The sequence below is a fragment of the Janthinobacterium sp. AD80 genome (assembly GCF_002878455.1).
GTDB lineage: Bacteria > Pseudomonadota > Gammaproteobacteria > Burkholderiales > Burkholderiaceae_D > Janthinobacterium.
On record NZ_NRDQ01000123.1, the window covers coordinates 1 to 25013 of the forward strand.

Annotated in this window: 24 protein-coding genes and 1 pseudogene; 18 read left to right on the forward strand and 7 right to left on the reverse strand. The window is 63.8% G+C overall.

Annotated features, from left to right (window positions below):
• A pseudogene (locus JaAD80_RS21175) lies at positions 1-251 on the reverse strand (hypothetical protein); the annotation flags it as partial.
• 239 nt (positions 252-490) lie between these two features.
• Between JaAD80_RS21175 and JaAD80_RS21180 the strand changes: the two are divergent.
• The 9 genes from JaAD80_RS21180 to JaAD80_RS21220 all read left to right on the forward strand — a co-directional run bounded on the left by JaAD80_RS21180 (position 491) and on the right by JaAD80_RS21220 (position 11242).
• The gene (locus JaAD80_RS21180; protein ID WP_102297101.1) at positions 491-2695 is read left to right on the forward strand and encodes a TonB-dependent siderophore receptor; all 2205 of its coding nucleotides are present in this window, start codon (positions 491-493) and stop codon (positions 2693-2695) included.
• Between the two features lie 101 nt (positions 2696-2796).
• Positions 2797-3669 (forward strand): hypothetical protein, encoded by an 873-nt coding sequence (locus JaAD80_RS21185; RefSeq protein ID WP_146012469.1) that lies wholly within the window; start codon positions 2797-2799, stop codon positions 3667-3669.
• An 83-nt stretch (positions 3670-3752) separates the two neighbouring features.
• Positions 3753-4880 carry a sensor histidine kinase KdpD gene (locus tag JaAD80_RS21190; RefSeq protein WP_102297106.1) on the forward strand — a complete coding sequence of 376 codons (1128 nt, stop codon included), beginning with the start codon at positions 3753-3755 and terminating at the stop codon, positions 4878-4880.
• 168 nt (positions 4881-5048) lie between these two features.
• Positions 5049-6503 carry a circularly permuted type 2 ATP-grasp protein gene (locus tag JaAD80_RS21195; RefSeq protein WP_102297108.1) on the forward strand — a complete coding sequence of 485 codons (1455 nt, stop codon included), beginning with the start codon at positions 5049-5051 and terminating at the stop codon, positions 6501-6503.
• Positions 6497-7441 (forward strand): alpha-E domain-containing protein, encoded by a 945-nt coding sequence (locus JaAD80_RS21200; RefSeq protein ID WP_102297111.1) that lies wholly within the window; start codon positions 6497-6499, stop codon positions 7439-7441. The genes JaAD80_RS21195 and JaAD80_RS21200 overlap by 7 nt, the downstream gene beginning before the upstream one ends.
• Positions 7441-8250: a transglutaminase family protein gene (locus tag JaAD80_RS21205; RefSeq protein WP_102297114.1), complete on the forward strand. Its 810-nt coding sequence runs from the start codon at positions 7441-7443 to the stop codon at positions 8248-8250. Before JaAD80_RS21200 ends, JaAD80_RS21205 begins: the two co-directional genes overlap by 1 nt.
• 98 nt (positions 8251-8348) lie before the next feature.
• A complete protein-coding gene (locus JaAD80_RS21210) occupies positions 8349-9227 on the forward strand; it encodes a peptidase (RefSeq protein ID WP_102297116.1) in 879 nt (292 codons plus the stop codon).
• A 108-nt stretch (positions 9228-9335) separates the two neighbouring features.
• On the forward strand, positions 9336-10700 hold the full coding sequence (locus JaAD80_RS21215) for an alpha/beta hydrolase (protein ID WP_102297118.1): 1365 nt from the start codon (positions 9336-9338) through the stop codon (positions 10698-10700).
• Positions 10701-10816: 116 nt separating this feature from the next.
• On the forward strand, positions 10817-11242 hold the full coding sequence (locus JaAD80_RS21220; protein WP_076572177.1) for a Fur family transcriptional regulator: 426 nt from the start codon (positions 10817-10819) through the stop codon (positions 11240-11242).
• A 12-nt stretch (positions 11243-11254) separates the two neighbouring features.
• On the opposite strand, the gene JaAD80_RS21225 is transcribed toward JaAD80_RS21220, so the two are convergent.
• The 4 genes from JaAD80_RS21225 to zigA all read right to left on the reverse strand — a co-directional run bounded on the left by JaAD80_RS21225 (position 11255) and on the right by zigA (position 14930).
• Positions 11255-11773, reverse strand: coding sequence for a GNAT family N-acetyltransferase (locus JaAD80_RS21225; protein WP_102297121.1), 519 nt, complete (start codon positions 11771-11773; stop codon positions 11255-11257).
• A gap of 64 nt (positions 11774-11837) precedes the next feature.
• Positions 11838-12629, reverse strand: coding sequence for a nickel transporter (locus JaAD80_RS21230; RefSeq protein ID WP_102297124.1), 792 nt, complete (start codon positions 12627-12629; stop codon positions 11838-11840).
• Positions 12626-13666, reverse strand: a complete 1041-nt coding sequence (locus JaAD80_RS21235) for a GTP-binding protein (protein WP_102297126.1) — start codon at positions 13664-13666, stop codon at positions 12626-12628. Before JaAD80_RS21235 ends, JaAD80_RS21230 begins: the two co-directional genes overlap by 4 nt.
• 19 nt (positions 13667-13685) lie before the next feature.
• The gene (gene zigA, locus JaAD80_RS21240) at positions 13686-14930 is read right to left on the reverse strand and encodes a zinc metallochaperone GTPase ZigA (protein ID WP_102297129.1); all 1245 of its coding nucleotides are present in this window, start codon (positions 14928-14930) and stop codon (positions 13686-13688) included.
• Between the two features lie 148 nt (positions 14931-15078).
• On the opposite strand from zigA, the gene JaAD80_RS21245 reads away from it, so the two are divergent.
• The 9 genes from JaAD80_RS21245 (at position 15079) to JaAD80_RS21275 (ending at position 22547) form a co-directional block, all read left to right on the forward strand.
• Entirely contained in the window at positions 15079-15747 is a 669-nt protein-coding gene (locus tag JaAD80_RS21245) for an ABC transporter ATP-binding protein (RefSeq protein WP_180979521.1), read from the forward strand.
• Complete coding sequence (locus JaAD80_RS31870; RefSeq protein WP_308410629.1) at positions 15744-16478, forward strand: ABC transporter permease; 735 nt, start codon at positions 15744-15746, stop codon at positions 16476-16478. Before JaAD80_RS21245 ends, JaAD80_RS31870 begins: the two co-directional genes overlap by 4 nt.
• Complete coding sequence (locus tag JaAD80_RS31875) at positions 16479-16943, forward strand: FtsX-like permease family protein (protein WP_308410630.1); 465 nt, start codon at positions 16479-16481, stop codon at positions 16941-16943.
• A 12-nt stretch (positions 16944-16955) separates the two neighbouring features.
• Positions 16956-17423: a DUF3299 domain-containing protein gene (locus JaAD80_RS21255; RefSeq protein ID WP_102297134.1), complete on the forward strand. Its 468-nt coding sequence runs from the start codon at positions 16956-16958 to the stop codon at positions 17421-17423.
• A 17-nt stretch (positions 17424-17440) separates the two neighbouring features.
• The gene (locus JaAD80_RS21260) at positions 17441-17875 is read left to right on the forward strand and encodes a TlpA disulfide reductase family protein (RefSeq protein WP_180979522.1); all 435 of its coding nucleotides are present in this window, start codon (positions 17441-17443) and stop codon (positions 17873-17875) included.
• Between the two features lie 89 nt (positions 17876-17964).
• The gene (locus tag JaAD80_RS21265; protein ID WP_102297138.1) at positions 17965-20067 is read left to right on the forward strand and encodes a bifunctional 2',3'-cyclic-nucleotide 2'-phosphodiesterase/3'-nucleotidase; all 2103 of its coding nucleotides are present in this window, start codon (positions 17965-17967) and stop codon (positions 20065-20067) included.
• 56 nt (positions 20068-20123) lie between these two features.
• On the forward strand, positions 20124-20501 hold the full coding sequence (locus tag JaAD80_RS31595) for a hypothetical protein (protein WP_258003113.1): 378 nt from the start codon (positions 20124-20126) through the stop codon (positions 20499-20501).
• Complete coding sequence (locus JaAD80_RS31600) at positions 20420-20815, forward strand: tetratricopeptide repeat protein (protein WP_258003114.1); 396 nt, start codon at positions 20420-20422, stop codon at positions 20813-20815. The genes JaAD80_RS31595 and JaAD80_RS31600 overlap by 82 nt, the downstream gene beginning before the upstream one ends.
• Before the next feature lie 295 nt (positions 20816-21110).
• Positions 21111-22547, forward strand: a complete 1437-nt coding sequence (locus JaAD80_RS21275; RefSeq protein WP_102297141.1) for a catalase — start codon at positions 21111-21113, stop codon at positions 22545-22547.
• A gap of 286 nt (positions 22548-22833) precedes the next feature.
• On the opposite strand, the gene JaAD80_RS21280 is transcribed toward JaAD80_RS21275, so the two are convergent.
• Positions 22834-23175, reverse strand: a complete 342-nt coding sequence (locus tag JaAD80_RS21280) for a hypothetical protein (protein WP_102297144.1) — start codon at positions 23173-23175, stop codon at positions 22834-22836.
• A 158-nt stretch (positions 23176-23333) separates the two neighbouring features.
• Positions 23334-24515, reverse strand: a complete 1182-nt coding sequence (locus JaAD80_RS21285; protein ID WP_102297145.1) for a hypothetical protein — start codon at positions 24513-24515, stop codon at positions 23334-23336.
• Positions 24516-25013: the final 498 nt, after the last annotated feature.

The following is a 25013-nucleotide window of genomic DNA, read 5'->3' on the forward strand; positions in this document are numbered from 1 at the left end:
GGTGCCGTGGGGCCGGGCGCGCGCGGGCGCGGCATGGGCATCGGCAAGGGCATCGGTGGCGTGCGCGGCAGTGGTTTCGGCGGCATCAGGGTCATGAAGGCCACGTCCGTGTAGTGGCTCAGCTTGCGCGCCGGCAGCAGCAGGAAATACAGGCCCAATACATGCATGGCCAGGATCAGGGCGACGGCCGCGCCTCTCGCGCTGAAGCGCCAGGTGCGGTGCGGGGAAGCGGACTGATCTTGCTGAAACATGGGCAGGAAGCATATGGTAAGCGCAATGCGCGATGCCATAGTGTAGCGAGAGTGGCTCAAACTTGTTAATCAATCCGCAAGGTATCGTCTGATGCGCCTTTTTCACGCAAAATCCGGCACCTGCACCGCAAATTGTTGCGCCGGATACCATTTTTTTACGCGCCCTTGCACGCTTCCACACGCTTTCCGGCCGGGAGGAATATAATGATAATCATTCTCATTATTATCGAACAACAACCATGCGCACCTTCCACCTCATCCCTACCCCGTTCGCCATGGCCGCCTTCGTGCTGGCCAGCTCCGCCGCGCAGGCGCAGACTACCGCCGCCGATGCGCAAACCATGCCGATGGTCGTCGTGAATGCCTCGGCCGATGCGTCGGCGGAAGGCTTGTCCAAGGCCTATGCCGGTGGGCAGGTGGCGCGCGGCGGACGCATGGGCATTCTTGGTTCCGTGGACATGATGGATAGCCCGTTCGGTAGCACCAGTTATACGCAGCAATTCATCGCCGACCAGCAGGCGCGCAGCGTGGGCGACCTGCTGCAGAGCGATCCGGCCGTGCGCATGTCGCGCGGCTATGGCAATTTCCAGGAAGTGTATGTGATCCGCGGCTTTGCCCTCGACTCCGATGACGTGGCATATAACGGCCTGTACGGCGTACTGCCCCGTCAATACGTGTCGCCGGAACTGCTCGAGCGCGTGGAAGTGTTCCGCGGCGCCAGCGCTTTCCTGAATGGCGCGGCACCGGGCGGCAGCGGCATCGGCGGCGCCATCAACCTGATGCCCAAGCGCGCCGGCAACACGCCGCTGACGGAACTGACGGTGGGCGTGGAATCGGGCGGCCATGCCTACGCGGCCATCGACGTGGCGCGCCGTTTTGGCGAAAACAAGGAATTCGGCGTGCGCGTGAATGCCGCCAAGCGCCAGGGCGAAACCAGCATCAAGCGCGAAGACCATGACGTGGGCATGTTTTCCGTCGGCCTCGACTATCGCGGCCGCAACTACCGTCTGTCGGCGGACGCCGGCTACCAGAACTTCGATCTGACGGCGCCGCGCCCTTCCGTCAACGCCGGCAACCTGGCGACCCTGCCTGGCGCACCCGATGCGTCGAAGAACTTTGCCCAGCCGTGGAGCTATTCGAAGGAGCATGATGTGTTCGGCACGGCGCGCGCCGAAGTGGACGTCGCCAAGGATGTGGTGGCCTGGGCGGCGTTCGGCAGCCGCTCGACGAAGGAATCGAACAGCCTGGCCCAACCCACGTTGACCTCGCTCAATGGCGATGCCAGCGTGTACCGCTTCGACAACGCGCGCAAGCAGGAAATCCGCACTGGCGAACTGGGCATTCGTGGCATGCTCACGACGGGCGCCGTCAAGCACAGCCTGGTAGCGAGCTGGTCCGGTCACTGGAACGAAGCGAAAAATGCCTACGCCATCAGCGATTACGCGGGCTTGCCGACGAATATCTATCGTCCCGTCGACGTGTCCATGCCGCCTACCCTGGAGGACAACTCGGGCGGCGTGATGAGCGACCCGCGCCTGACGCAAAAGACCATTCTCAACAGCTATGCCGTGGCCGATACCATGGCCTTCCTCGACGAGCAGCTGTTGCTGACCGTGGGCCTGCGCCGCCAGCAGATCCGCGACGCGGCCTACGCGTATGGCACGGCCGTGCAGTACTCCAGCTATGACAAGAGCGCCACCACGCCGGTAGCGGGCATTGTCTACAAGGCCAGCAAGAACGTGTCGCTGTACGCCAACTACATCGAAGCGCTGGTCAAGGGTCCCGTGGCCAGCGGTACCTACTTTGATGGCAAGGATCAAGTGGCCGTGAGCAACCTGGGCGAAGTCTTTGCGCCTTACAAGTCCAAGCAGAAAGAAATCGGCGTCAAGTACGATGGCGGCAAGCTGGGCATGAGCGCCGCCCTGTTCTCGACGGCCAAGCCTTTGCCTGCCATCGTCGGCTCGCGCGCCACCTTGTCGGGCGAACAGCGCAACCAGGGTCTGGAACTGTCCATCTTCGGCACGCCGATGGCCGGCGTGCGCCTGCTGGGCGGCCTGACCTGGCTCGATACGCAACAGCGCAACACGGACAAGCCGCTGAACAACGGCAAGAACGCCATCGGCGCGCCAAAAACTCAGCTGAGCGTGGGCGGCGAATGGGATGTGCCGGGCGCGCCTGGCCTGTCGCTGAACGCCCGCACCGTCTACACGTCGACTCAGTATGCGGACCTGGCCAACAGCAAGCAACTGCCATCTTGGACCCGCGTCGACATCGGCGCGCGCTACCTGACGCAGGTAGCAGGCCATGACGTGACCTTGCGCGCGCGCATCGACAACGTGGCCGACCGCAGCTATTGGGCCTCGGCCGTCTCCTCGTTCGACGCCGGCAGCCTGGTGCTGGCCGCGCCGCGCACCTTCGTCGTCTCGGGCAGCGTGGCGTTCTGACCGATCCCGCGCCCGCCTTGCCGCCAAGCTGCCCGCATTGGGCAGCTTTTTTTTCGCGTGCGCGCCTGTGCCGTCACCGTGGCTTGAGCGACAATGCCCGCATGACACTCCCTGCCCTGCTATTGCTGTTCGCCATTGCCCTGCCCGCCGCCGCCCAGAAGCAGGCCGCCTGCCCGTACGCCGCCTGGAAAAGCGGTTTCCATGGCGATGCGCGGGCGCAAGCCACGTGTTTGCTGCGGCCCGTGCAGCGCTATGCGCGCCTGGGGGCCAGCGCGCCGCTGCCGGCATTTCTCGCCAGCCGCGTTGGCCAGCGCACGGACATCGCGCCGGCCACCCTGCGCGCCTACCTGGCGGCGCAAGGCATCAGCGAGGCTGACGCGGGCGGCGCCGTCGATGCGCCCCTGTCGCGTGCCACGGGGCGCCTGGTGGCGCCCGTGGCCCGTTATTTCGTGATCCATGACACCAGCTATCCGAATTTCCTGGCAGAACCGATTCCCGCCCACATCAACGACGCCAGCTGGGATTTCAACGATTTTACGGTGCGCAATCCGGCGCTGGGCGGCGGGCCGAAAGGCCATGTGTATGTGAATCGCCTGGGCGCATCGCTGCAGGTGCGCGACTTTGGCACGCCCGGCTACGCCAGCAAGCTGGAAAAAGACAAGCCGTCCTTGACGGGCCTGTTCCTGCACGTGGAACTGGTGCAGCCGCGCAATTCCGTACCCGGCGGCGGCAAGGGCAACGATGGCCTGGCGCCCGATCCCGGCTTTACGCCGGCGCAATATGAGCGGCTGGCCCTGCTGTACGTCGCGGCCAGCGTGCGCAAGGGCACGTGGCTGATTCCCGCCTTCCATGCCGTGCTCGATACGGGCTACGCGAATGGCCACGACGATCCGCAGAACTTTTCTCTCGCGCAATGGGATGCAGTCCTCAGCCATTTGAGCGCCGTCATACAAGGCGCCGGCGCCCCGAATTGAACGCCCCCCGCGCGCCAATTTGGAGGATACTTTAGGTCGCGCGCCGCAACGCGCGCATGCCGACCTGCTGATGGGGAGCTGCGATGACCTATGCCTCTGACCAGAAAATGAGCACGCTGGACCTGCCGGCGCGCACGCGGCGCCTGTTCAGCATGCGCGATGCCGTGCTGACGCAATGGGAACACGAGGTGCGCGCCAAGGTACGCGGCGCCGACGCCCTGCTCACGCCCATCCTCATCAACACCCTGCCGACCTTCTTCGACAACCTGGCTGAAGCGTTGACACCGGGCTACCCCCGTGACGATGCCACCAGCAACACGAATGCGCCGGCCGTGCACGGCAATGAACGGGCACGCATGACCAGCTACGGGCCGGAACAGGTGATCCAGGAATACCAGATTTTCCGCGACTGTTTTGCCGAGGCGGCGCTCGAGGCCGGCGTGCCGCTGCGGCGCAAGGACTGGAAGGTGATCAACGCCTCGATCGATACGGGCATCCGCGAAGCCATCCTGGAATTTACCGCCATGCACGAGGGTTTCCAGCGCCGCATCGCCGCCGGCCTGTCGCATGACATGCGCAATCCTCTGTCCGTCATGCTCAACAGCGCGCAGATACTGCAACGCCTGGCGCAGCAGGCCGATGTGCAGGTGCTGGCGCAAAAAATCATCGAGCACGGCAAGCGCCTCGACGACATGATCCAGGAACTGCTCGATACGCTCAGCTACCACCGGGGGCAAAAGCTGCCGCTGCTGCTGCAGCGTTTCGACATCCTGCCGCTGGCACGGCAAGTGGGCGACAGCGTCAATACGGGCTTGCCCGGCAAGTGCGCCGTCACGGGCTGTTCCGTCACCGGCTGGTGGTGCGAAAATTCCTTGCGCCGGGCCATGGAAAACCTGGTGGGCAACGCCGTCAAGTACGGCGACGACGGCCCCATCCATATCCACGTGAATACCTTGCGCGAACGCATGATCATTACCGTGCACAACACGGGCAGCTGCGTCGCGCCCGACCAGACCGAGCGCATCTTCGATTATCTGCGCCGCGAACATCCTGGCAGCGCGCCCGGCTGGGGCATCGGCCTGCCCTTCGTGCAGAACGTGGCGGAAAGCCATGGCGGCAGCGCCATCGTCGACAGCGCCCCGGAGCGTGGCACCACTTTTACCATCGACCTGCCCATCGATTGCCGGCCCTTCGTCACGCCGGACGCTTGAACGTGCCTGCCCCATGCCGGCACTATCCGCGCAGTAATGCACCAATACGGTGCACTTGACGGATTTACGCCACAAAAATGGTCATTTTTTACACATTTTCACGTGTGCCCTACTGGCATGATTTCTGCTGAGCTATAGTCAGACCAAGGCTCAAGGGGAAATCACAACATGGCAAATTTTTTCAATGAAATGACTGCAGATGAAGTGGGCACGGACAGCAAGGTGCGTGAACACTACCGTGAATTTAACAACTGGCTGGAACAGCAATCCCCCGACACCATCGCCCGCAAGCGGGCCGAAGCGGACCTGACGTTCCGCCGGGTCGGCATCACCTTCGCCGTGTATGGCGACGATGCCGGCACGGAACGTCTGATTCCCTTCGACACCATTCCCCGCATCATCCCCGCCGCCGAATGGGCGCAGATGCAAACGGGCCTGGTGCAGCGCGTGCAAGCGCTGAACATGTTCATCCACGATATTTATCACGCTCAAAATATCATCAAGGCGGGCATCATTCCCGCCGAGCAAATCTACAAGAATGCGCAGTACCGCCCGGAAATGCAGGGCATTGCCGTCGCCTCCGACATTTACGCGCATATCGCCGGCGTGGATATCGTGCGGGCCGGCCAGGGCGAGTTCTATGTGCTGGAAGACAACCTGCGCGTGCCGTCCGGCGTTTCCTACATGCTGGAAGACCGCAAGATGATGATGCGGCTGTTCCCGGAATTGTTCGCGCGCAACCGCATCGCCCCCGTCGACCATTACCCGGACATGTTGCTCGACAACCTGCGCTCCGTCGCGCCCATGGGCGTCGATGACCCCACGGTGGTGGTCATGACGCCCGGCATGTACAACTCCGCCTACTTCGAGCACGCCTTTTTGGCCCAGCAAATGGGCGTGGAACTGGTGGAAGGCAAGGATTTGTTTGTCAACGACAATTCCGTCTACATGCGCACCACGCGCGGCCCCAAGCGGGTCGACGTGATCTACCGCCGCGTCGACGACGATTTCCTCGACCCGCTGGCCTTCCGCTCGGATTCCTCGCTGGGCGTGCCGGGCCTGCTGTCCGTCTACCGCGCCGGCCGCGTGACCCTGGCGAACGCAATCGGCACGGGCGTGGCCGACGACAAGTCGATCTATCCCTTTGTTCCCGACATGATCAAGTTTTACCTGTCGCAGGAACCGATACTCAACAACGTGCCCACCTACCAGTGCCGCAAGCCGGCCGATCTGTCCTACGTGCTGGCGAATTTGCCCAAGCTGGTCGTCAAGGAAGTGCACGGCGCGGGCGGCTACGGCATGCTGGTGGGGCCGGCGTCGAGCCTGGCGCAGATCGAGGACTTCCGCCAGCGCCTGCTGGCCAATCCGGGCGGCTACATCGCCCAGCCAACCCTCGCCCTGTCCGCCTGCCCCACGTATGTCGAGGCAGGGATTGCGCCGCGCCACATCGATTTGCGCCCGTTCGTGCTGTCCGGCAAGACGATTTCCATGGTGCCCGGCGGCCTGACCCGCGTGGCCCTGGGCGAAGGTTCGCTGGTGGTCAACTCCTCGCAGGGCGGCGGCACCAAGGATACCTGGGTACTGGAAGCAACATCCGCCTTTGCAGGAGAAAAAACATGCTGAGCCGCACCGCCGATCATTTGTTCTGGATGGCCCGCTACACGGAGCGGGCGGAAAACACGGCCCGCATGCTCGACGTCAATATGCAGACCTCGATGCTGCCCCAGTCGGAACAGGACGCGGAACAGGGCTGGCGCGCCACCCTGGGGATTTCCGAGCTGCAAAGCGCGTACGACCACAAATATGGCCGCTTCCACACGCGCGACGTGCTCGACTTCATGGTGCGCGACCCGAACAACCCCTCGTCCATCCTCGCCTGCCTGACGGGCGCGCGCGAAAACGCCCGCGCCGTGCGGGGCACCCTGACGACGGAAGTGTGGGAAATCCAGAACGCCACCTGGCTCGACATGCAGAAGCGCCTGAAAAGCAATCTGCTGGAAACGGACCCCAGCCAGTTCTTCGAATGGGTCAAGTACCGCTCGCACCTGTCGCGCGGCGTGACGTTGGGCACCATGCTCAAGGACGAGGCCATTCACTTCATCCGCCTGGGAACCTTCTTGGAGCGGGCCGACAACACGGCGCGCATCCTCGACGTGAAGTTCCATGGCGCGCGCGACACGTCGAAAGACATCACCCAGCGCGACTTTTATTACTGGGCGGCACTGTTGCGCTCCGTCTCCGGTTTCGAGATCTACCGCAAGGTCTACCGCGATGTCATTACCCCGGCGCGCGTCGCCGAATTGCTGATGCTGCGCGGCGACATGCCACGATCCTTGCTCGCTTGCATGGATGACGTGGTGGAAAATCTCAAGCATATCCGCAACGATGTGTCCGCGGATACCGAGCGTTTCGCCGGTAAACTGCATGCGGAGCTGAAATTCGGCCATATCGACGATATCATGAAGGCGGGACTGCACCTGACCCTGACGGAGTTTCTGGAAAACATCAATGACCTGGGCAACCGGGTCAGCCGCGACTTCCTCGTTCCCCTGGCGGCCTGATGCAGCTCACCATCCGCCACGAAACCCATTACGCCTATAGTGCGCCGCTGGCCTACACCATCCAGCAGCTGCACCTGACGCCGCGTATCGAGCCGCAGCAGCGGGCCCTGTCCTGGCACATTTCCACGCCGGGCCGGTGCCACGCCTATACGGATGCCTACGGCAACTTGTCGCACATGCTGACCATTAACGGCAGCCATCAGTCGCTGAGCCTGGTGGCCCATGGCGTGGTCGAAACCATTTATCCGCACAAGGGACGGCTGAACCTGGTCGATACCCTCTCGCCCTTGCTGTTTACCATGCCGACGCCCTTGACGCAGGCCAACCCGGCCATCCTGGAACTGGCCGCCGCCAGCCTGCCCGACCGCGCGGTGACGGCCGGTACGGGCCATTTGCTGCGCCTGGCCGAGCACATCGTCGGCAAGGTGGCGTATGAAAGCGGCGCCACCATGGTCACCACCACGGCAGGCGATGCGCTGGCCCTGGGGCGCGGCGTATGCCAGGACCATGCGCACCTGTACCTGGCCTGCTGCCACGCCTGGGGCATCCCGGCCCGCTATGTCTCGGGCTACATCGATCCGGGCACGACGGGCCATGCGGCCAGCCATGCCTGGGTCGACGCCTGGGCCGAGGACCCGGACTTCGCGGGCTGGGTCAGCATCGACGTCACCCATGCGCGCCTGATGACGGACGCGTATTGCCGGCTGGCCATCGGGCGCGACTACGATTCGGCCGCGCCCGTGCGCGGCGTGCGCCAGGGAGGCGGCACGGAAACGTTGCGGGTCGATGTGCAGATCGTGCCCGTCTAGCCCCTGAAACAGGCAGGAATGAGGCTGGCCGGGCCTCGCAGGCTGGTGGCCCGGCCCGGCTGGTGTAGAATGCTCCCCCTTTGACTGAATTTGCTACGATGACTTATTGCATAGGCGTGCGCCTGAACGAAGGCCTGGTCTTCCTGTCCGACTCCCGCACCAACGCTGGCGTGGACCAGGTCGGCACCTTCCGCAAGATGAGCGTGTTTGAAAACCCGGGCGACCGCATGCTGGTGCTGATGACGGCAGGCAATCTGTCGATCTCGCAAGCCATCCGCCAGCTGGTGTCCGAACATGTGGATGCGGATGGGCGCAGCATCTGGAACGTGGGCAATATGTACGACGCGGCCCGCATCGTGGGCGAAGCCGTGCGCACCGTGCACCAGCGCGAAGCCAAGGCCCTGGCCGACTGCGGCATCGATTTCAATGTCAGCATCATCTTGGGTGGGCAGATTCAAGCCGAGCGCTGCCGCTTATTCCAGGTGTATTCGGCCGGCAATTTCATCGAATCGCACGATGAAAACACATATTTCCAGATCGGCGAAGCCAAATATGGCAAGCCCATCATCGACCGCGTCATCAACCCGTTCACGCGCCTGGACGAGGCGGCCAAGTGCGCGCTCATTTCCATGGATTCCACGCTGCGCTCGAATGTTTCCGTCGGCTTGCCGCTGGACCTGCTCGTCTACGAGACGGGCAGCCTGGCCGTCACGCGCTTCGTCACCATCGATGAAAAGAACCAGTATTTCCGCATGATCCGCGACACCTGGGGCGAACAATTGAAACACGTGTTCGAAGGCATCGCCGACCCCGTGTGGAACGCGGCGCCGGAAACCACGACAAATGTGCTGTCCTCCACGAATATGCACAGCAAGCCCGTGCGCGTAAGCATCCCCGAGCACGTCAGCCGCGGCGGCGTGACGCTGGCGCCCCTGCAATCGCTGGCGCAGCAGTTCAGCGACGACAAACAGCATTGAGCCACCGCGCGGCGCCTGCGTGCGCCGCTGGACAAGTCGCTTTACGCGTGCTTTTATGGCAATATGGGTTGACATTCAATCCAGATTGCATTGAAAGGCAGGTAGCGCATGGACTTGATCACTTCCGCCGTCGTCGCGGCCATCGAACATGGCGCGCCCGCGCGCGCGCCCGAGGCCGTGCTATCCCACTACCGCCAGATCCAGGCGGCCATCGGCAAGTTCGACAGCGCCTCGGCCATCCTGGCCGCCATCGCCGCGCTGGAAGCGGACCCTGCCGATAGCCGGCTGCGCCTGGCCCTGTCAACGGCCCTGGCCTCGGCCAGGGTCCCCGACGACATGGAAACCCTGTTTGCCGCGCAAGGCTTGCTCGATGCGCTGCAGCGACCCTCGCCCCAGGCGCCCGACGTGGAAGCGCTGCCCGCAACGGCACCTGCGCCGGCCGACAAGGGCGCCGTCGCCTCGAACTATGCCGTCGTCAAAGTGTATTTCGCCACCGACCGCCAGCGCGACTTGGGCAAGCCGCCGGCCCAGCGCTTCAGCGGCGAGCGCAGCTTCACTGCCGGCCACGGCGCCGACGATGGCCCGCTCAGCTATGGCAGCTGCGACATCAGCATTCCCCGCGACCACCGCATGGGCCAGCTGGAATCGCCCTCGCTGTGGCGCCTGGAATGGCGCGCAGACCCGGACAAGCACGTGACGCTGCTGTCCGCCGAGGTGCAGGACCACGCCAATTTCTTTGCCGCCCTGAAAACCCAGATCCGCGCCTCGGCCGGCAAGAGCGCCTTTGTCTTTGTGCACGGCTACAACGTGAGTTTCGAGGACGCGGCGCGGCGCACGGGACAGATGGCCTACGACCTGGGCTTCGATGGCGCGCCCGTCTTCTACAGCTGGCCGTCGCGCGGCGACGTTGCCGGCTACACCACCGATGAAAACAACATCGAGTGGAGCACGCCGCATATCGCCGCCTTCCTGGCCGATTTTCTCGCCCGGAGCGAGGCGGCGCAAGTCTACCTGGTGGGCCACAGCATGGGCAACCGGGGCCTGGCGCGGGCCGTGGCCGAGCTGATGTCGGCCGACCCGCAACTGGCGCAAAGGATCACCGAGATCATCCTCACGGCGCCCGACATCGATGCCGCCATATTCAAGCACGATATCGCGCCGAAACTGGCGCGCGCGCGCAACCCCGTCACCTTGTATGCGTCCTCGCAAGACTTGGCCCTGGCCGCCTCGAAGGCCGTGCACGGCTATCCGCGCGCAGGCGACAGCGGCGCGGGCATGCTGATCGTGGCGGGCGTGGAAAGCATCGACGCCAGCGGTGTCGATACCAGTTTCATGAAACATAGTTACTTTGCGGAAAAGCGCTCGACCCTGTCCGACATGTTTTACCTGATACGCAACCAGGCCCGCGCCGACCAGCGCTTTCTCGACCCCGTCGATACGCCGGCGGGACGCTACTGGACGTTCAAGGCATGACGCGGCATCATGCCGGGAGGCACGCGAGGGAGCACGCATGCTAAGATACGCCCATGAGGGTGCCAAAGGCACGGCGATGACGCCGCCAGCCCGTCCACCCGTAAGCAGGCCATATTATGTTGACATCATCTTCTACACCGCAAGCCGAATCGCTGATCCGCAACACCAACGCCCGCGTCACCAAGACGCGCGTGAAGGTGCTCGACTTTTTGATGGCGCAAAGCCGTTCGCTGACCCACCATGAAATCCAGCAGGCGCTGTCGCAGGACAGCGATATCGATTCCGTCACCCTGTACCGGGTGCTGGAATGGCTGACGGAAAATGAACTGGTGCACCGCATCGCCGGCGCCGACCAGGTGTGGCGCTTCAGCGCGGGCGCCGGCCACCAGGCGCACGAGCACGCGCATTTCCAGTGCACCAAATGCGCCAACGTCACCTGCTTCAATGAAGTCAAGCTGCCCACCCCCGTGGCCTTGCCGGAAGGCTTCAGCGGCGATGAAGTCGATTACCTGATCAAGGGCCTGTGCCCGCGCTGCAAATAAGCACCTGCAACATTACTTGAGCAGCAAGGCCAGGTGGTGCTCGTCATAAAACAGCTCGCCCACGCGCATCGAGCGCGGTTCCGTGCCATACGCGATAAAGCCCAGCGATTCATACAGCCGCAAGGCCGCATTGTTTTCCGCGTTCACGCTCAGGTGTACTTGACGGATGGCAGGGTCTTGCTCCGCCTGTTCGATGCAGGCATGCACGAGACGCCGCGCCACGCCCTTGCCCCGTTGCTGTACGTCCACGAAGACGCCCCACAGCAGGGCCTTGTGCGACAGCTGGCGCAGGGGTTCGCGCCGCAAACCGGCAAAACCGACGAGACGTTCGCCATCGAAGGCGCCAAACGCCCTGTGCTGCGGGCCGGCGGCGATGCGCTGCACGTGTTCTTCGGGCGTGCGCGCCAGTTCGTCCTCGCGTGACGAGGAAAACGAACTGGGCGAATCGAGGATGGCGCGCAGGCGCAGCGCGCAAAAGGCGCTGGTATCGGCTGGCGTCAGCAGGCGGATAGTGATCGCGTTGGCGGACATGGCGGAGCTCGGAGTTTTTTTGCATTATACCCATGGCCTGCACCCGTCCGCCTTTCGTCCGTCTCTAGCGTGCGTTGACGACGCGCAAACCGTACAGCGTCCAGCCGTACAGGGCCGCCATCAGCAGCACCATGGCCGCGCCGAGCGCCGCCATGGTACTTTCCGGCAAACTCCACTGCGGGTCCAGCTTGCCGGCCGCCATGTAGGCGGCCATGGCGACGCAGATGGCGACGATGGGCCAACCTAGCCGGCGCCGGAACGCGCGCACGATCTCCTCCTTGCCGGTGCGCATGACTTTGGCCGTGACCCAGCCATCGAAGGTATCGGTCACGCCCATGCCCGCGGCAAACACGGCCCCTGTCAGCAAGGCCGGCCCCATGCCGCCCAGCGCCACGGCCGCGTAGCCCCAGGCTGCCGCCTGCAGCGCCGTATCGAACACCAGCGCGAACAGCATGCCGACAAGAATGCCGCCCAGCGGGCCGGAGGCGCCGCGCAACCAGCGCGGCAGCAGCAGGCCGCGCACGCTGGCCAGTTGCGCGCCGCCCAGCAAGGTGCGCGCATTCATGCCGGCAATCAATAGCAGCAAGGCGATCGGCAGCCATTCCAGCCAGGCAAACACGGCTTCCGACGGCGTGAATTGTTGCGACGCCATGGCGGCCACGGCCACGATGGCCAGCACGCTGAGGCCGTGCCCCAGCGCAAACAGCGCGCCCATCCAAGGCGCCCAGCGCGGATGCCGCGGCAGGCTGCGCAGGGTCAGGCCATCGACGGCGGCCAGGTGGTCCGGCTCCAGGCCGTGCCGCATGCCAAGCAGAAAGATCAGCGCCAGGGCGGGCAAGCCCGCTTCCACGCTCATGCGGCCACCCCGGAAGCCGCCCCGTCCATCACTTCGGCCATCAGGCTGGCCGGGCTGGCGGCACCTGCCACGCAACGGTCCAGGCCACGGATCAGCATATCCTGCGGCAAGTCGCGGCCGATAAAGATCATGGTGCTGACGCGGTTTTCCCCCTCGCGCCACGGTGCGCCCAGTTCCGAGCCCATCAGCATGTGCACGCCCTGGAAGACGGCGCGGCACGGCATGTCGGTCACGTGCAGGATGCCCTTGTAGCGCATCAGCTGGGTGCCAAACAGCTGCACCACGGCATCGAGGAAATTTTCCACCTGCAGCAGATCGAGGGGCTGGGCCTGGTGATACACGAACGATTGCACGCCGTCGCCGTGGCGATGGCCCAGTTCACCGAGGAATGCCGGTTCCAGCTCGATGATGGCGTTCAGATTGAAGCCACGGATATTCAGGATGTCGCGCAGGGGCACGTTGCCAAAACTCAGCTTCTGCATGCCGGCGCGGCCGTTGATGGCAGTCAGGCGCTGGCGCAGCGCCGCCAGTTCCTGCTTGCTGACCAGGTCCGTCTTCGACAGCAGCAGGCGGTCGGCAAAGCCCACCTGCTCCTGCGCTTCCTGATGCAGCGTCAATTGCTGTTGCGCATGGCGCGCGTCGACCACCGTCAGAATCGCATCCAGCATGTAAAACTCGCTGACGGACGGTTCCGCAAAGAAGGTTTGCGCCACGGGGCCGGGCGCGGCCAGGCCCGTCGTTTCGATGATCACGTGGTCGAAAACGATGCTGCCCGCAGCGCGTTTCGCGTGCAACTGGCCCAGTATGCGGATCAGATCGCCGCGCACGCTGCAGCAAATGCAGCCATTGTTCATTTCCACGATCTGCTCGTCGCTATCTTGCACCAGCAAGCCATGGTCGATGCTTTCGGCGGCGAATTCATTTTCAATCACGGCGATGCGCAAGCCGTGGTCGCCCTGCAAGATGCGCTTGAGCAAGGTGGTTTTCCCGCTGCCGAGAAAACCCGTGATGATGGTGACGGGGATGAGTTCTGTCATATTGCTTTCCTATGCGAGGTTAGTGTTCAAGTTCTTCGTCGTCAACGCGTTGCCATTGGGGAAACGGGTCAGGCAAGCTGCGCCAGGCCGCCATGCCCTTGCGTGTTTCCGTATAGTTGAGTTGGCATTTCTTCAAGTCCGCCTCGATGGCCGCCTGGTTCATGTCCTGGCCGATGAAGACGAGCTCCTGGTAGCGGTCGCCATACGTCTCGCTCCAGCCAGAGCGCAGCTCGGCCAGCGATTCCGCATCCGTTGGCCAGCGCTCCTTCGGCACCGAGGCCCACCACAGGCCGACGGGTTCGATATTCATCAGCTTGCCTGCGCCGGACAGGCTGGCCACCCATTCCGGGCGGCTGGCCAGCCAGAAATAACCCTTGCTGCGTACCACGCCGGGAATCGGCTGGGAAATGTAGTCGTGCAGGCGCTGCGCATGGAACGGCTCTTTTGCCCGGTAGACAAAGCTGCTGATGCCATACGCCTGCGTTTCCGGCGTATGCACGCCGGCCAGTTCCTGGGCCCAGCCCGGCATGCTGGCCGCCTGCTCCAGGTCGAACAGCTGCGTGCCGAGGATGGCGTCGAGCGGGACCACGGACTGGTTCGTCTCGATGACGCGCGCGCCGGGATTCAAGGCCTTGATGACGGCCAGCACGCGCCGGCGCTCGGCAGCATCGACCATGTCCACCTTGTTGAGGACGATGACATTGGCAAATTCGATCTGTTCCGTGAGCAAGTTGGCCAGTTGGCGGTCATCGCCCTCGCCCGCGATTTCGCCGCGCTGCTCCAGGCTGTCTTCGCTATGAAAGTCGCTGAGCAAGTTGGCGCAGTCGACCACCGTGACCATGCAGTCGATCTGCGCCACGTCGTTCAGGCTGTCGCCGTGCTCATCTTCGAAATCAAAGGTGGCGGCCACCGGCATCGGTTCGCCCACGCCCGTCGATTCAATCAGCAGGTAGTCGAAGCGGTCCTCGGCCGCCAGGCGCCGTACTTCCACCAGTAAGTCGTCGCGCAGGGTGCAGCAGATGCAGCCGTTCGACATCTCCACCAGTTTTTCTTCCGTGCGCGACAGGGCCGCACCGGCCGCCTCCGCGCTTTCCTTGACCAGCGCGGCGTCGATATTGACTTCGCTCATGTCGTTGACGATGACGGCCACCCGCTTGCCTTCGCGGTTGCGCAGTATGTGGTTGAGCAAGGTGGTCTTGCCGGCGCCGAGAAAACCGGACAGGACGGTGACGGGCAGTTTGCGCTGAGGCTGGAGCTGGGACATGGGGGCATTCCTTTGGAAGGTCGATGGGGGCGGCAATGGGCTGGAACTTTAAATGCAAGTCGATTGCGTTTTAAATTATAATGCAGCTCACTTGCATTTGTGCGGCAATTTTGTGCCGCCCGTTTTCCGCGCCCCTGAAAGAGAATCCATGCTCCACCTCGCTTCATTGACGTATGGCTATGCCGACGCCGCTGCCACGCCTGTCCCTGTGCTCGACATCGACGCCTTTCATTTGCCCGCCGGGCGCCACGCCCTGCTGCTGGGTCCATCCGGCAGCGGCAAGTCGACCCTGCTGCATTTGCTGGCCGGGATCCTGGCGCCCCAGGCCGGCCGCCTCGAAGTGGCGGGTACCTCGCTGCCGGACCTGACGCCGCGCCAGCGCGACAACTGGCGTGGCCGCGCCATCGGTTTGCTGCCACAGCAACTGGCGCTGGTGGCCAGCTTGAATGTCCTCGATAATGTCTTGCTGCCCGCCTATGCCAGCGGCCAGCGGGCCGACGCGACCCGCGCGGCCCGCCTGCTCGATCAGCTGGGCCTGGGCGGCAAGCTCGATGCCTATCCGCATGCATTGAGCGGCGGCCAGCGGCAACGGGTCGCCATCGCGCGCGCCGTTGCCATGCGCCCGCGGCTGATCCTGGCCGACGAACCGACGGCCAACCTGGACGATGTCGCCTGCGCCGCCGTCATCGCGCTGCTGGCCAGCCAGGCGCAGCAGGCAGGCGCGACACTCATCATCGCCAGCCACGACGCCCGCGTGCTGGCAGCCTTGCCGGACGCTGCCGTACTGCGCCTGCCCCTGATGCAGGTGGCGGCATGAACGCCGTCACCCTGGCCTGGCGCGCGTTGCGCCACACACCGCTGGCATCCAGCCTGAATCTGCTGCTGGTCGCCATCGGCATTGCCATGATGACGTTCATTCTGGCCGTCTCGGCCCAGCTGGAAGAGCGCGCCGAGCGCGATGCCACGGGCATCGACCTGGTGGTGGGAGCCAAGGGTTCGCCGCTGCAATTGATCCTGTCATCCGTGTACCACGCCGATATTCCGACCGGCAATATCCCCGAAGGCACGCTGGCGGCCCTGACCGCGCAGCCGCTGGTGAAAAGCACCATTCCCCTGGCCCTGGGCGACAATTTCCACGGTTTCCGCATTGTCGGCAGCACCACGGCACTGGCTGGGCACTATGGCGCGCAGCTGGCGCAGGGCAGCCTGTTCACGCAGCCGATGCAAGCCGTGTTCGGCGCCCGGGCGGCGCGTGAGACGGGCGCCACCCTGGGCGCCAGCTTCGCCGGTTCGCACGGGCTGGCCGCCGGTGGCGAGCTGCACCAGCATGCGCCCTATACGGTGGTGGGCATACTGCAGCCCACAGGAAGCGTAGTGGACCGATTGATCCTCACGCCGGTGGCTTCCGTGTGGCAAGTACACGAGACGGACCCCGATGAACAGGCGGCTGGCTCTGTCGCCGCGCCAGCGGCCCCGCCCGAGCGCGAACTGACGGCCGTGCTGGTGCAGTACGCCTCGCCGCTGGCCGCCATTTACCTGCCGCGCTGAGTGAATAGCCAGGCCCGGCTGCAAGCGGCCCAGCCTGCCTTCGAAGCGGCGCGCCTGTTCAATTTGCTGGGCGTGGGCATCGATGTGCTGCGGGCAATCGCCGCCGGCGTGCTGCTGGTGGCGGCCCTGTCGCTGTTCGTCGCCCTGTACGGGGCGTTGGAAGAACGCAAATGGGACATGGCCATCCTGCGCACGCTGGGCGCCTCGCCCTTTAAACTGCTGCGCCTGCTGCTGGCGCAGGGTTTGCTGCTGTCGCTGGCCGGTGCGGCTATCGGCTGGCTGCTGGGGCATGCGGGTATCGGGATCCTGGAATCGATGCAGGACCTGAACCTGCAGCCCTGGCGCATTCTCGCTGCCGAAGCGTGGCTGCCCGTGATTGCCGCGGCGGTGGGCTTGCTGGCCGCCGCCATTCCCGCCGCGCGCGCCTATCGCACGGATATCGCCGCCACCCTGGCACGCCCCTGAAAGGAAGCAAGCATGTTGAATATCATGATGTTGAGCGCTGGACTGCTGCTGGCAGGCAGCGCCCTGGCCGCGCCAGCCGATGAGCCGCCCTCGTTTTTCGCGCCCTTGACGGACATTCCTGGCGTGGTGTCCTGGAAACTGCTGGGCCAGGCCACCACGGTCAAGGCAAAAAAGGGCCGCATGGTGCCGAAGTACACGCCGGAAATCAGTGCGCTCGACAATACCGAGGTAAAAGTGCAAGGCTTCATGATGCCGTTGCAGCCGGGCCAGAAGCAGAAGCATTTCCTGCTGACTGTTACCTCGGCCAGTTGCCCGTTCTGCCTGCCGGCCGGCCCGGAAGGCGTGGTGGAAATCAACAGCAGGACGCCCGTGAAATTCAGCTACGCGCCATTCATCGTGCAAGGCAAGCTGAAGGTGCTGGCCAGCGACCCCATGGGTCTGTACTACCGCATGACGGACGCGGCCGTGGTGCCGCAATGAAAGGTCTGGCGGCGGCAATGTTACTGGTGACAGTGTCTTGCCATGCCGGCGCCGCGCCGCTGCGCTTCGACCTGCCCAGCCTCGATGGCGCCGGCCAGCTGAAGCTTCGCACGTTCCAGGGCCGCGCCGTGGTGCTGAATTTTTGGGCCAGCAACTGCCTGCCGTGCGTGCGCGAGTTGCCAATCTTTAACGCGTTGGCTGCCCGCCGGCCGGCGCTGCCCGTGATCGGCATCGCCATCGATGAACAACAGGCCGCGCAGGCCTTCCTGCGCCGCTACCCCGCCAGCTACCCGCAGGCCGTGGCTCGGCCCAGCTTTCTCAGCACATTCGGTAATAAAATCAAGGGCTTGCCGTACACAGTGATTCTGGATTCTCAACACCAGATCTGCACCCGCCGCCTGGGCGCCGTCGATGCGGCCTGGCTCACCACGGCCGTGGCCGCCTGCCGATAAGCAAGCATCCATGCGCGCTGCACGGCTGTCATCGCCGCGTCATATGGCGGCGTTACAGTCGCGTCCTTTGCATCTATCTGAGGGCGGTAATGAAAACAAATTGGGTCATGCTGGCGGCGCTGGCAAGTGCAGGTCTGGTCGGTTGCAACGGCAGTTCGAATACCCCGGCCACGCCGGCCATTCCGGAAGGCACGACGGTGAGCGTGGCCTTGCTGGAAACCACGGATATCCATTCCAATATCTTGAGTTATAACTACTATGCGCTGGCCGAAGACACCAGCCTCGGGCTGGAGCGCACCTCGACCCTGATCCAGGCGGCGCGCGCGGAAAACCCGAACAATGTGCTGCTCGACGATGGCGACGTCATCCAGGGCACTTTACTTGCCGACCTGCAGGCCGTGGCTGCGCCCGTGCCGTGCAGCGGCACCCTGGCCGTGCATAAAGCCATGAACGCGCTGAAATACGACGCGGGCGGCATGGGCAACCATGAATTCAACTACGGCCTGGCCTACCTGAGCCAGATCACCAACACGGATTTCGGCATTCCCGGCGTGGCCAAGCCGACTGGCACTTGCGGCGCGCCCGCCTTCCCTTCCGTGCTGAGCAACGTCGTCGGCGTGGCCAGCGGCAAGCCCATCTTCCAGCCCTACACCCTGCTGCCGCGCGATTTCGCCGCCACGGCGCCCGATGGCAGCAAGCTGACGGTCAAAATCAATGTGGGCGTGCTGAGCTTTGTGCCGCCGCAAATCCTCGAATGGGACCAGAAGGTGCTCGCCGGCAAAGTCAGCGTGACGGGCGTGCAGGAAGCGGCGAAACAGTACGTGCCGGAATTACGCAGCAAGGGTGCCGATCTGGTGGTGGCCCTGTCGCATGGCGGGCTGGACACGAGCACCTACAGCCCGAAGATGGAAAACGGCAGCTATCACTTGACCAGCACGGGCATCGACGCGCTGATGATTGGCCACTCGCACCTGATCTTCCCGAAAGGCAAGGAAGTGGGCGCGGCCGCGCTGGACGCCTCGTTTGCCGCCTTCCCCGCCAGCGCCAAGATCGACGCCGTGAATGGCTTCGTCAACGGCGTGCCCACCGTCATGGCGCAAAGCTGGGGCCGCCGGTTGGGCATCATCAAGCTGACCATGGTGTACCAGGGCGGCAAATGGGTGGTGCAGCCAGCCAAGACGACGGTGGAATCGCGCGGCTTCAAGTACACGGATGGCACGACCCTGGTAAAAGCCGACCCGGCCATCGCGCCCCTCGTTGCCACCGAGCACGCGGCGACCATCGCCTACGCCAAGCAGCCGCTGGGCATCAGCACGGATTTCGAAATGTCGGCGTACTTCGCGCTGGTGGGTGACGTCAGCGCGATCCAGCTGGTGAACCAGGCCCAACTTGATTATGTAAAAAACTTCATTGCCACCAGCACGGATGCCACCTTGTCCAGCTACAAGAACATCCCCGTGATTTCCTGCAGCGCGCCATTCAAAGCGGGCCGCAACGGGCCTTCCGACTTCACCGACGTGGCTGCTGGCGCCACGCCGGCCGCGCCGATCGGCTTGCAGGTACGCAATCCAGGCGACTTGTATTTATATAGCAATAACAACCTGCAAGCCGTGAAAATCAAGGGCGCGGACTTGAAGGCCTGGCTGGAAACGTCGGCCAGGCAATTTGCCCAGATCGACCCGGCCAGCAGCGCCGAACAAGATCTGGTGCCGTCATATGGCACGATTTACAACTATGACGTGTTCTATGCGGAAAACAATGCGCTGACGTACCAGATCGACGTGACGAAAAAAGCTGGCAGCCGCATCGTCAACCTCACTTACAAGGGCGCGCCCGTGGCCGACGGCGATGATTTCATTGTTGCCACCAATGATTACCGTGCCGGTGGCGGCGGCGCTGTGCCCGGCATCGACGGCAGCAAGACCATCATCAAGTCGCCGGACGCCAACCAGGCGGTGGTCAGCAACTACCTGGCGTCGCTCAGCACCAAGGGCGGCAAGGTGACGCTGGCCAACAACGGCAGCGCGCGCAGCTGGAGCTTCGTCAAGACGGCCACGGCGGGTCCCGTGATCCTGCGTTCGGCGCCGGGCCACCTGGCGCTGGCGCAAGGCAGCGGCATCAGCAACGTGGCGGCCGAAGGCGGACTCGACGCCAGCGGCTTTGCCAAATACCGCATCGACCTGAGCAAATAAGGTGCATGGGCCGGGACTTCAGGAGTTCCGGCCTGCTTTGATGAAAGGTGATCAAGATGAAACAAGCGCTGTCCCTTCCCGCCGTCCTCCTGGCAGCCACACTGGCCGCCTGCCAATCCTCGCCACCGCCCACGGCAGCCGAGATCGAAGCCGTCGCCATGCATGCGCGCCAGGCGGGCGACCATAATGCCGAGCGCAAGGTACGCAGCTGGGCCAGCAAGGACATGCCGGTGGCCGAACGCGAACTGGCGCTGATCTACCAGGCCAGGCCCGGGCGCCGCACCGAAGCCTTGAGCCTGTTCGAGCAGGCGGCCGCGCGGGCGACACGGAAGCCGCGTTCGAACTGGGCCAGATGCTACGCGCCGCCACGCCAGGCCAAGCCTGGCTGTGGTACCGGCAAGCGGCGCAGCAAGGCCACGCCAAGGCGGCACTGATGCTGGGCCTGCTGGCGGCGAATGGCGAAGGCGTGCCGAAAGACCCCGTGATCGCCGCACACTGGCTGGACAAGTCGAGCGAGTTGGGCAATCCACACGCCATGTTCCTGCTGTACAACGCCTATCGCGAAGGCCGCGGCGTGCCGCTGGACCTGGCCAGGGGCCGCGAGTTGCTGGAAGAAGCGGCCCACCATGAATACCCGCCCGCCATCCAGGAACTGGCCATGACGGTGCAAGCGGACGACGCGCTGCGCGCCGGCCACCTGATGAAGGAAGCGACGGAGCACCGGCATAATAACTGGAACAAGTTTTAACAACGGCGTTGACAACCTGGACAAAAGGCCAGTGGCGCGCGTACTGCCAGGCTTTATATACTTGCAATTTGCAAGCGTGCGGGAGCGGCAGCTACTCAGCGCTTATGATACAAGTACGCCGCCTGAGCTTGCTCGGACGGCGTGGCAAGCCATGCCGCACAAAAAAGTTTACACTGACTTGCATTTTAGAAATTTTACTCTGGACCAGCCCCGGTGAGTGTTCATTCAACCCAGCCAGTGTTTGAGTAGCGCCGGCGCGTCCATTGCTCAGCCTAGCCACGAAAGAAAGAGTCCAATGAAAAAGCTGACCACCGCCTTTGGCGCGCCTGTTGTCGATAATCAGAACATCCAGACAGCCGGCCCGCGTGGCCCTGCCCTGTTGCAAGATGTGTGGTTCCTGGAAAAGCTGGCCCACTTCGACCGCGAAGTCATCCCGGAACGCCGCATGCATGCCAAGGGTTCCGGCGCGTACGGCACGTTTACCGTCACGCACGACATCACACGCTACACGCGGGCGAAGATTTTTGGCGCGGTGGGCAAGCAAACTCCCATGTTTGCGCGCTTTTCCACGGTGGCAGGCGAACGCGGCGCGGCCGATGCGGAACGCGACATCCGCGGCTTCGCCCTGAAGTTCTACACGGAAGAAGGCAACTGGGACCTGGTCGGCAACAACACGCCCGTGTTCTTCATGCGCGACCCGCTGAAATTCCCCGACCTGAACCACGCCATCAAGCGCGATCCGCGCACGGGGCTGCGCAGCGCCAACAGCAACTGGGATTTCTGGTCATCGCTGCCCGAGGCGCTGCACCAGGTAACGGTAGTGATGAGCGACCGTGGTCTGCCGCGCAGCTTCCGCCACATGCATGGCTTCGGCAGCCACACTTTCAGCTTCCTGAATGCGCAAAACGAGCGTTTCTGGGTCAAGTTCACCTTTAAAACCCAGCAAGGCATCCAGAACCTGACGGACCAGGAAGCCGAGGAGCTGGTGGGCAAGGACCGCGAAAGCTCGCACCGCGACCTGTATGACAGCATCGAGAACAAGGATTTCCCCCGCTGGACGCTGTACGTGCAGATCATGCCGGAAAAAGAGGCGGGGACGTACCACATCAATCCCTTCGACCTGTCGAAAGTCTGGCCGCATGGCGACTATCCGCTGATCGAAGTGGGCGTGCTGGAACTGAACCGCAATGCGGACAACCACTTTGCCGAAGTCGAGCAAGCGGCCTTCAACCCGGCCAACGTGGTGCCTGGCATCAGTTTTTCGCCGGACAAGATGCTGCAAGGCCGCTTGTTCTCGTACGGCGACGCGCAGCGCTACCGCCTCGGTGTCAACCACAGCCATATCCCCGTCAACGCGCCGAAGTGCCCGTTCCACAGCTACCACCGCGACGGCCAGATGCGGGTCGATGGCAACATGGGCGGCACCCTGGGCTATGAACCGAACAGCGAGCAGGAATGGGCGGAACAGCCCGATTTCCGTGAACCGCCGCTGAGCCTGGAAGGCGCGGCCGACCACTGGAACCACCGCGTTGACGAAGATTATTATTCGCAGCCGCGCGCCCTGTTCCGCCTGATGACCCCGGCACAGCAGCAAGTGCTGTTCGACAATACGGCGCGCGCCATCTCGGGCGCCTCGGAGCAGGTCAAGCAACGCCACATCGGCAATTGCACCCTGTGCGACCCGGCCTATGGCGCGGGCGTGGCCGAAGCGATAGGCCGCTTGAGCAAATAACGCTGATCTGGCTAGTCAAGCAACGCCAGTCGAGCCCGGCAGCAAGTGTAAATGGCAAGGCAAGGCAAGGCAGGAAAGGCCGCCAGTAGGGTCGTTCCACCGCCTTGCGGCAGGGCTCTTGCCCTACTCGGCGGCAAGCGTTACCAAGCTGCGTCATGGCATCCGGCATGGCGCAGGCTCCATTGCAGGCAAACGGACAGGAATCCGGCCGGCGTGCATGCGCTCATGCGTGCATCCGTGCATACCCGCCTGACGGCGCCAGCCAGGCCGGGTCAGGCCGGCGTTCTTACCAGCGCTGGATATCGATCTGGCCCGTGATGCTCATTTCCACAGGATAGCCCTCCACCTGCAGCGGCACGCGCCGCTTGACGGATGCATCGCGCAGGTACACGACAAGTGCTTCCTTGCCGACAGCGGTCTGTCCCAGGCTGACGCCTTCCACCCCGTCGATGGCCATCAATGCCCGCTCGTTGCGCCGTTTCGCCGCTTCGAGGCGGCCGTGGGAGGCAAGATGGCCCTGCTGCACCATGCCCGCAGCACCCTGCCCTGTGGACTGGTCCGGCAGGTACGGCATGGCGGCATCCTCGAAAACGGCGTGGGGCGATTGTGTAAATTTACTGTTTGACATGACAATCCCTCCTGATACTGTCCATGATACACCCGGGCATCGGGCGCCAGCGCCTCATTGCAGGCTGCACCACGCATGGCTGCTGTCCGGACAAGATCATCTTCGTGCAAAAGCGGGCGTTATGCAAGGCGGCACAACGCCGGCGCCTGTTGCCGCACTCAAGTATACAAATTGATATCGAGCGCCACCACCACCCTGCGCATCTGGTTGGCAAACGTGATGTTGCCACCGCCGGCAAACAGCAGGCCGACAGGGTTACGCTGCTGGTTCCAGGTCCAGATGGACGACCCGGAATCGCCGCCGGCGCTAAATGCACCGCTGACACCCGTAATGGCGATCTGGTCCTGGAACAGCGCGATGCGGCCACCGCCGTAATTGACGTTGATGGTGGCGCCCAGGCCCGTGATGCGGCCCTGCGTCAATTGCGTGGTGCGTCCTGACTTGCCCACCATCATGCCCAAAGTGGGCGCCACCAGCGCATTGCTGATGCGGAAGTAGGCCGGCACGCCGCCGCTCAGGTACACGAGTTCGCGCCGTACGCGGTCGGGCCAGGCCCAACCGGTGGCGCAATCGACAAAATTGACGCCGCCGGTGAAATTGATGGGCACGAAGCGTTCCAGCACGGCCACCTGGTCTTGCGGACAGCGTCCGCCATCGATGGGGCCAGGCTGCACGATGCAGTCATTGAAGACGCCGCCGTTGGAATTGGCCAGCACGTGATTGTTACTCAGGATCATCAAGCGGTTGTTGCGTGGCGCGCTGCGGCCCAGGGCCAGGCAGCCTATGGTGCCGGCGGTGATCCGGAAGTGCCCGACGGACACGCCACCGGGCGCCGGACGCAAGCGGAAACGGTGGGGCTGGGCGTCGATGACGCCCGTGACGACTATATTCACAGGCACATTGTCGCTGGCCACGGCGCGCAGGCCCATGGCGCTCACGATAGCGGCCTTGGCGCGGTCGACGGAAGTGGGCTCGGCCACATACAGGGTCAGGGCCGGCATGCCCGGTTCGCCGGACGAGCTGTCGCTGGCGCCTTCGCCCAGGCCGATCGCCACGCCCTGGATATTGCCCGCGTCGCTGAAGGCGTCGGCCGCGCGCACGTTGCCCGCCTGCAGGATCGCCTGGCGCATGCCATCCTCGATGCTGCGCTTAATTTCCAGCAATTCCATGCTGACCCCGCTCAAGGCGTCGGCCACGTCCGCCACGGACGCCGTCTCGATGTCGCCATCGCCCTCCCCCGGCGCGGCAAACTGCTCCACCGCCTCTTCATCGTCTGGGCTCTGCGCCCTGCCCCCGCCGTTCCCCGGCGGTGGGCTGAAACCATTGTCATTGCCAAACATGATGTGCTCCCGGTAGTCGCTCTGAACTGCCAGTGTGGGCCGGTCACACCGCGGCATATTGATCTGCATCGAACGGCGCGAGGGCGCGGCGGCCATGGCAATGGGTGGAATAGATGGCTGAAATAGTTCCGTTTTCAAGCTTGCGCCAGATCAGGTGTGTGAACAGGGGCGCCATCCTATACTGGGCAAACCAGCTGCAGGCCGTGGCGCGTGGACGGCAGGCATGCTCAAGGAATGGTCGATGAATGCGCGATGAATGCGCAATGAATGGTCGAGGCATGATCAAGAGATGTCGGATGAATGTCCGACGAGTGCACGAACGGCAGGTCCTGTGGCTACGCGGTAACGCCGTGCCACGGCAGGCGGCAAGCCAGCCAGGCGACGGCCGGACCAGTGTTCCTGGCCGGGGCGTGCCAGGACCTGCGCCGCAACAGGCATGCCGCAAGGGGAAAGCGAGGATGGAACAGCGATGACGAGCTTACGCACGACCATGGATGC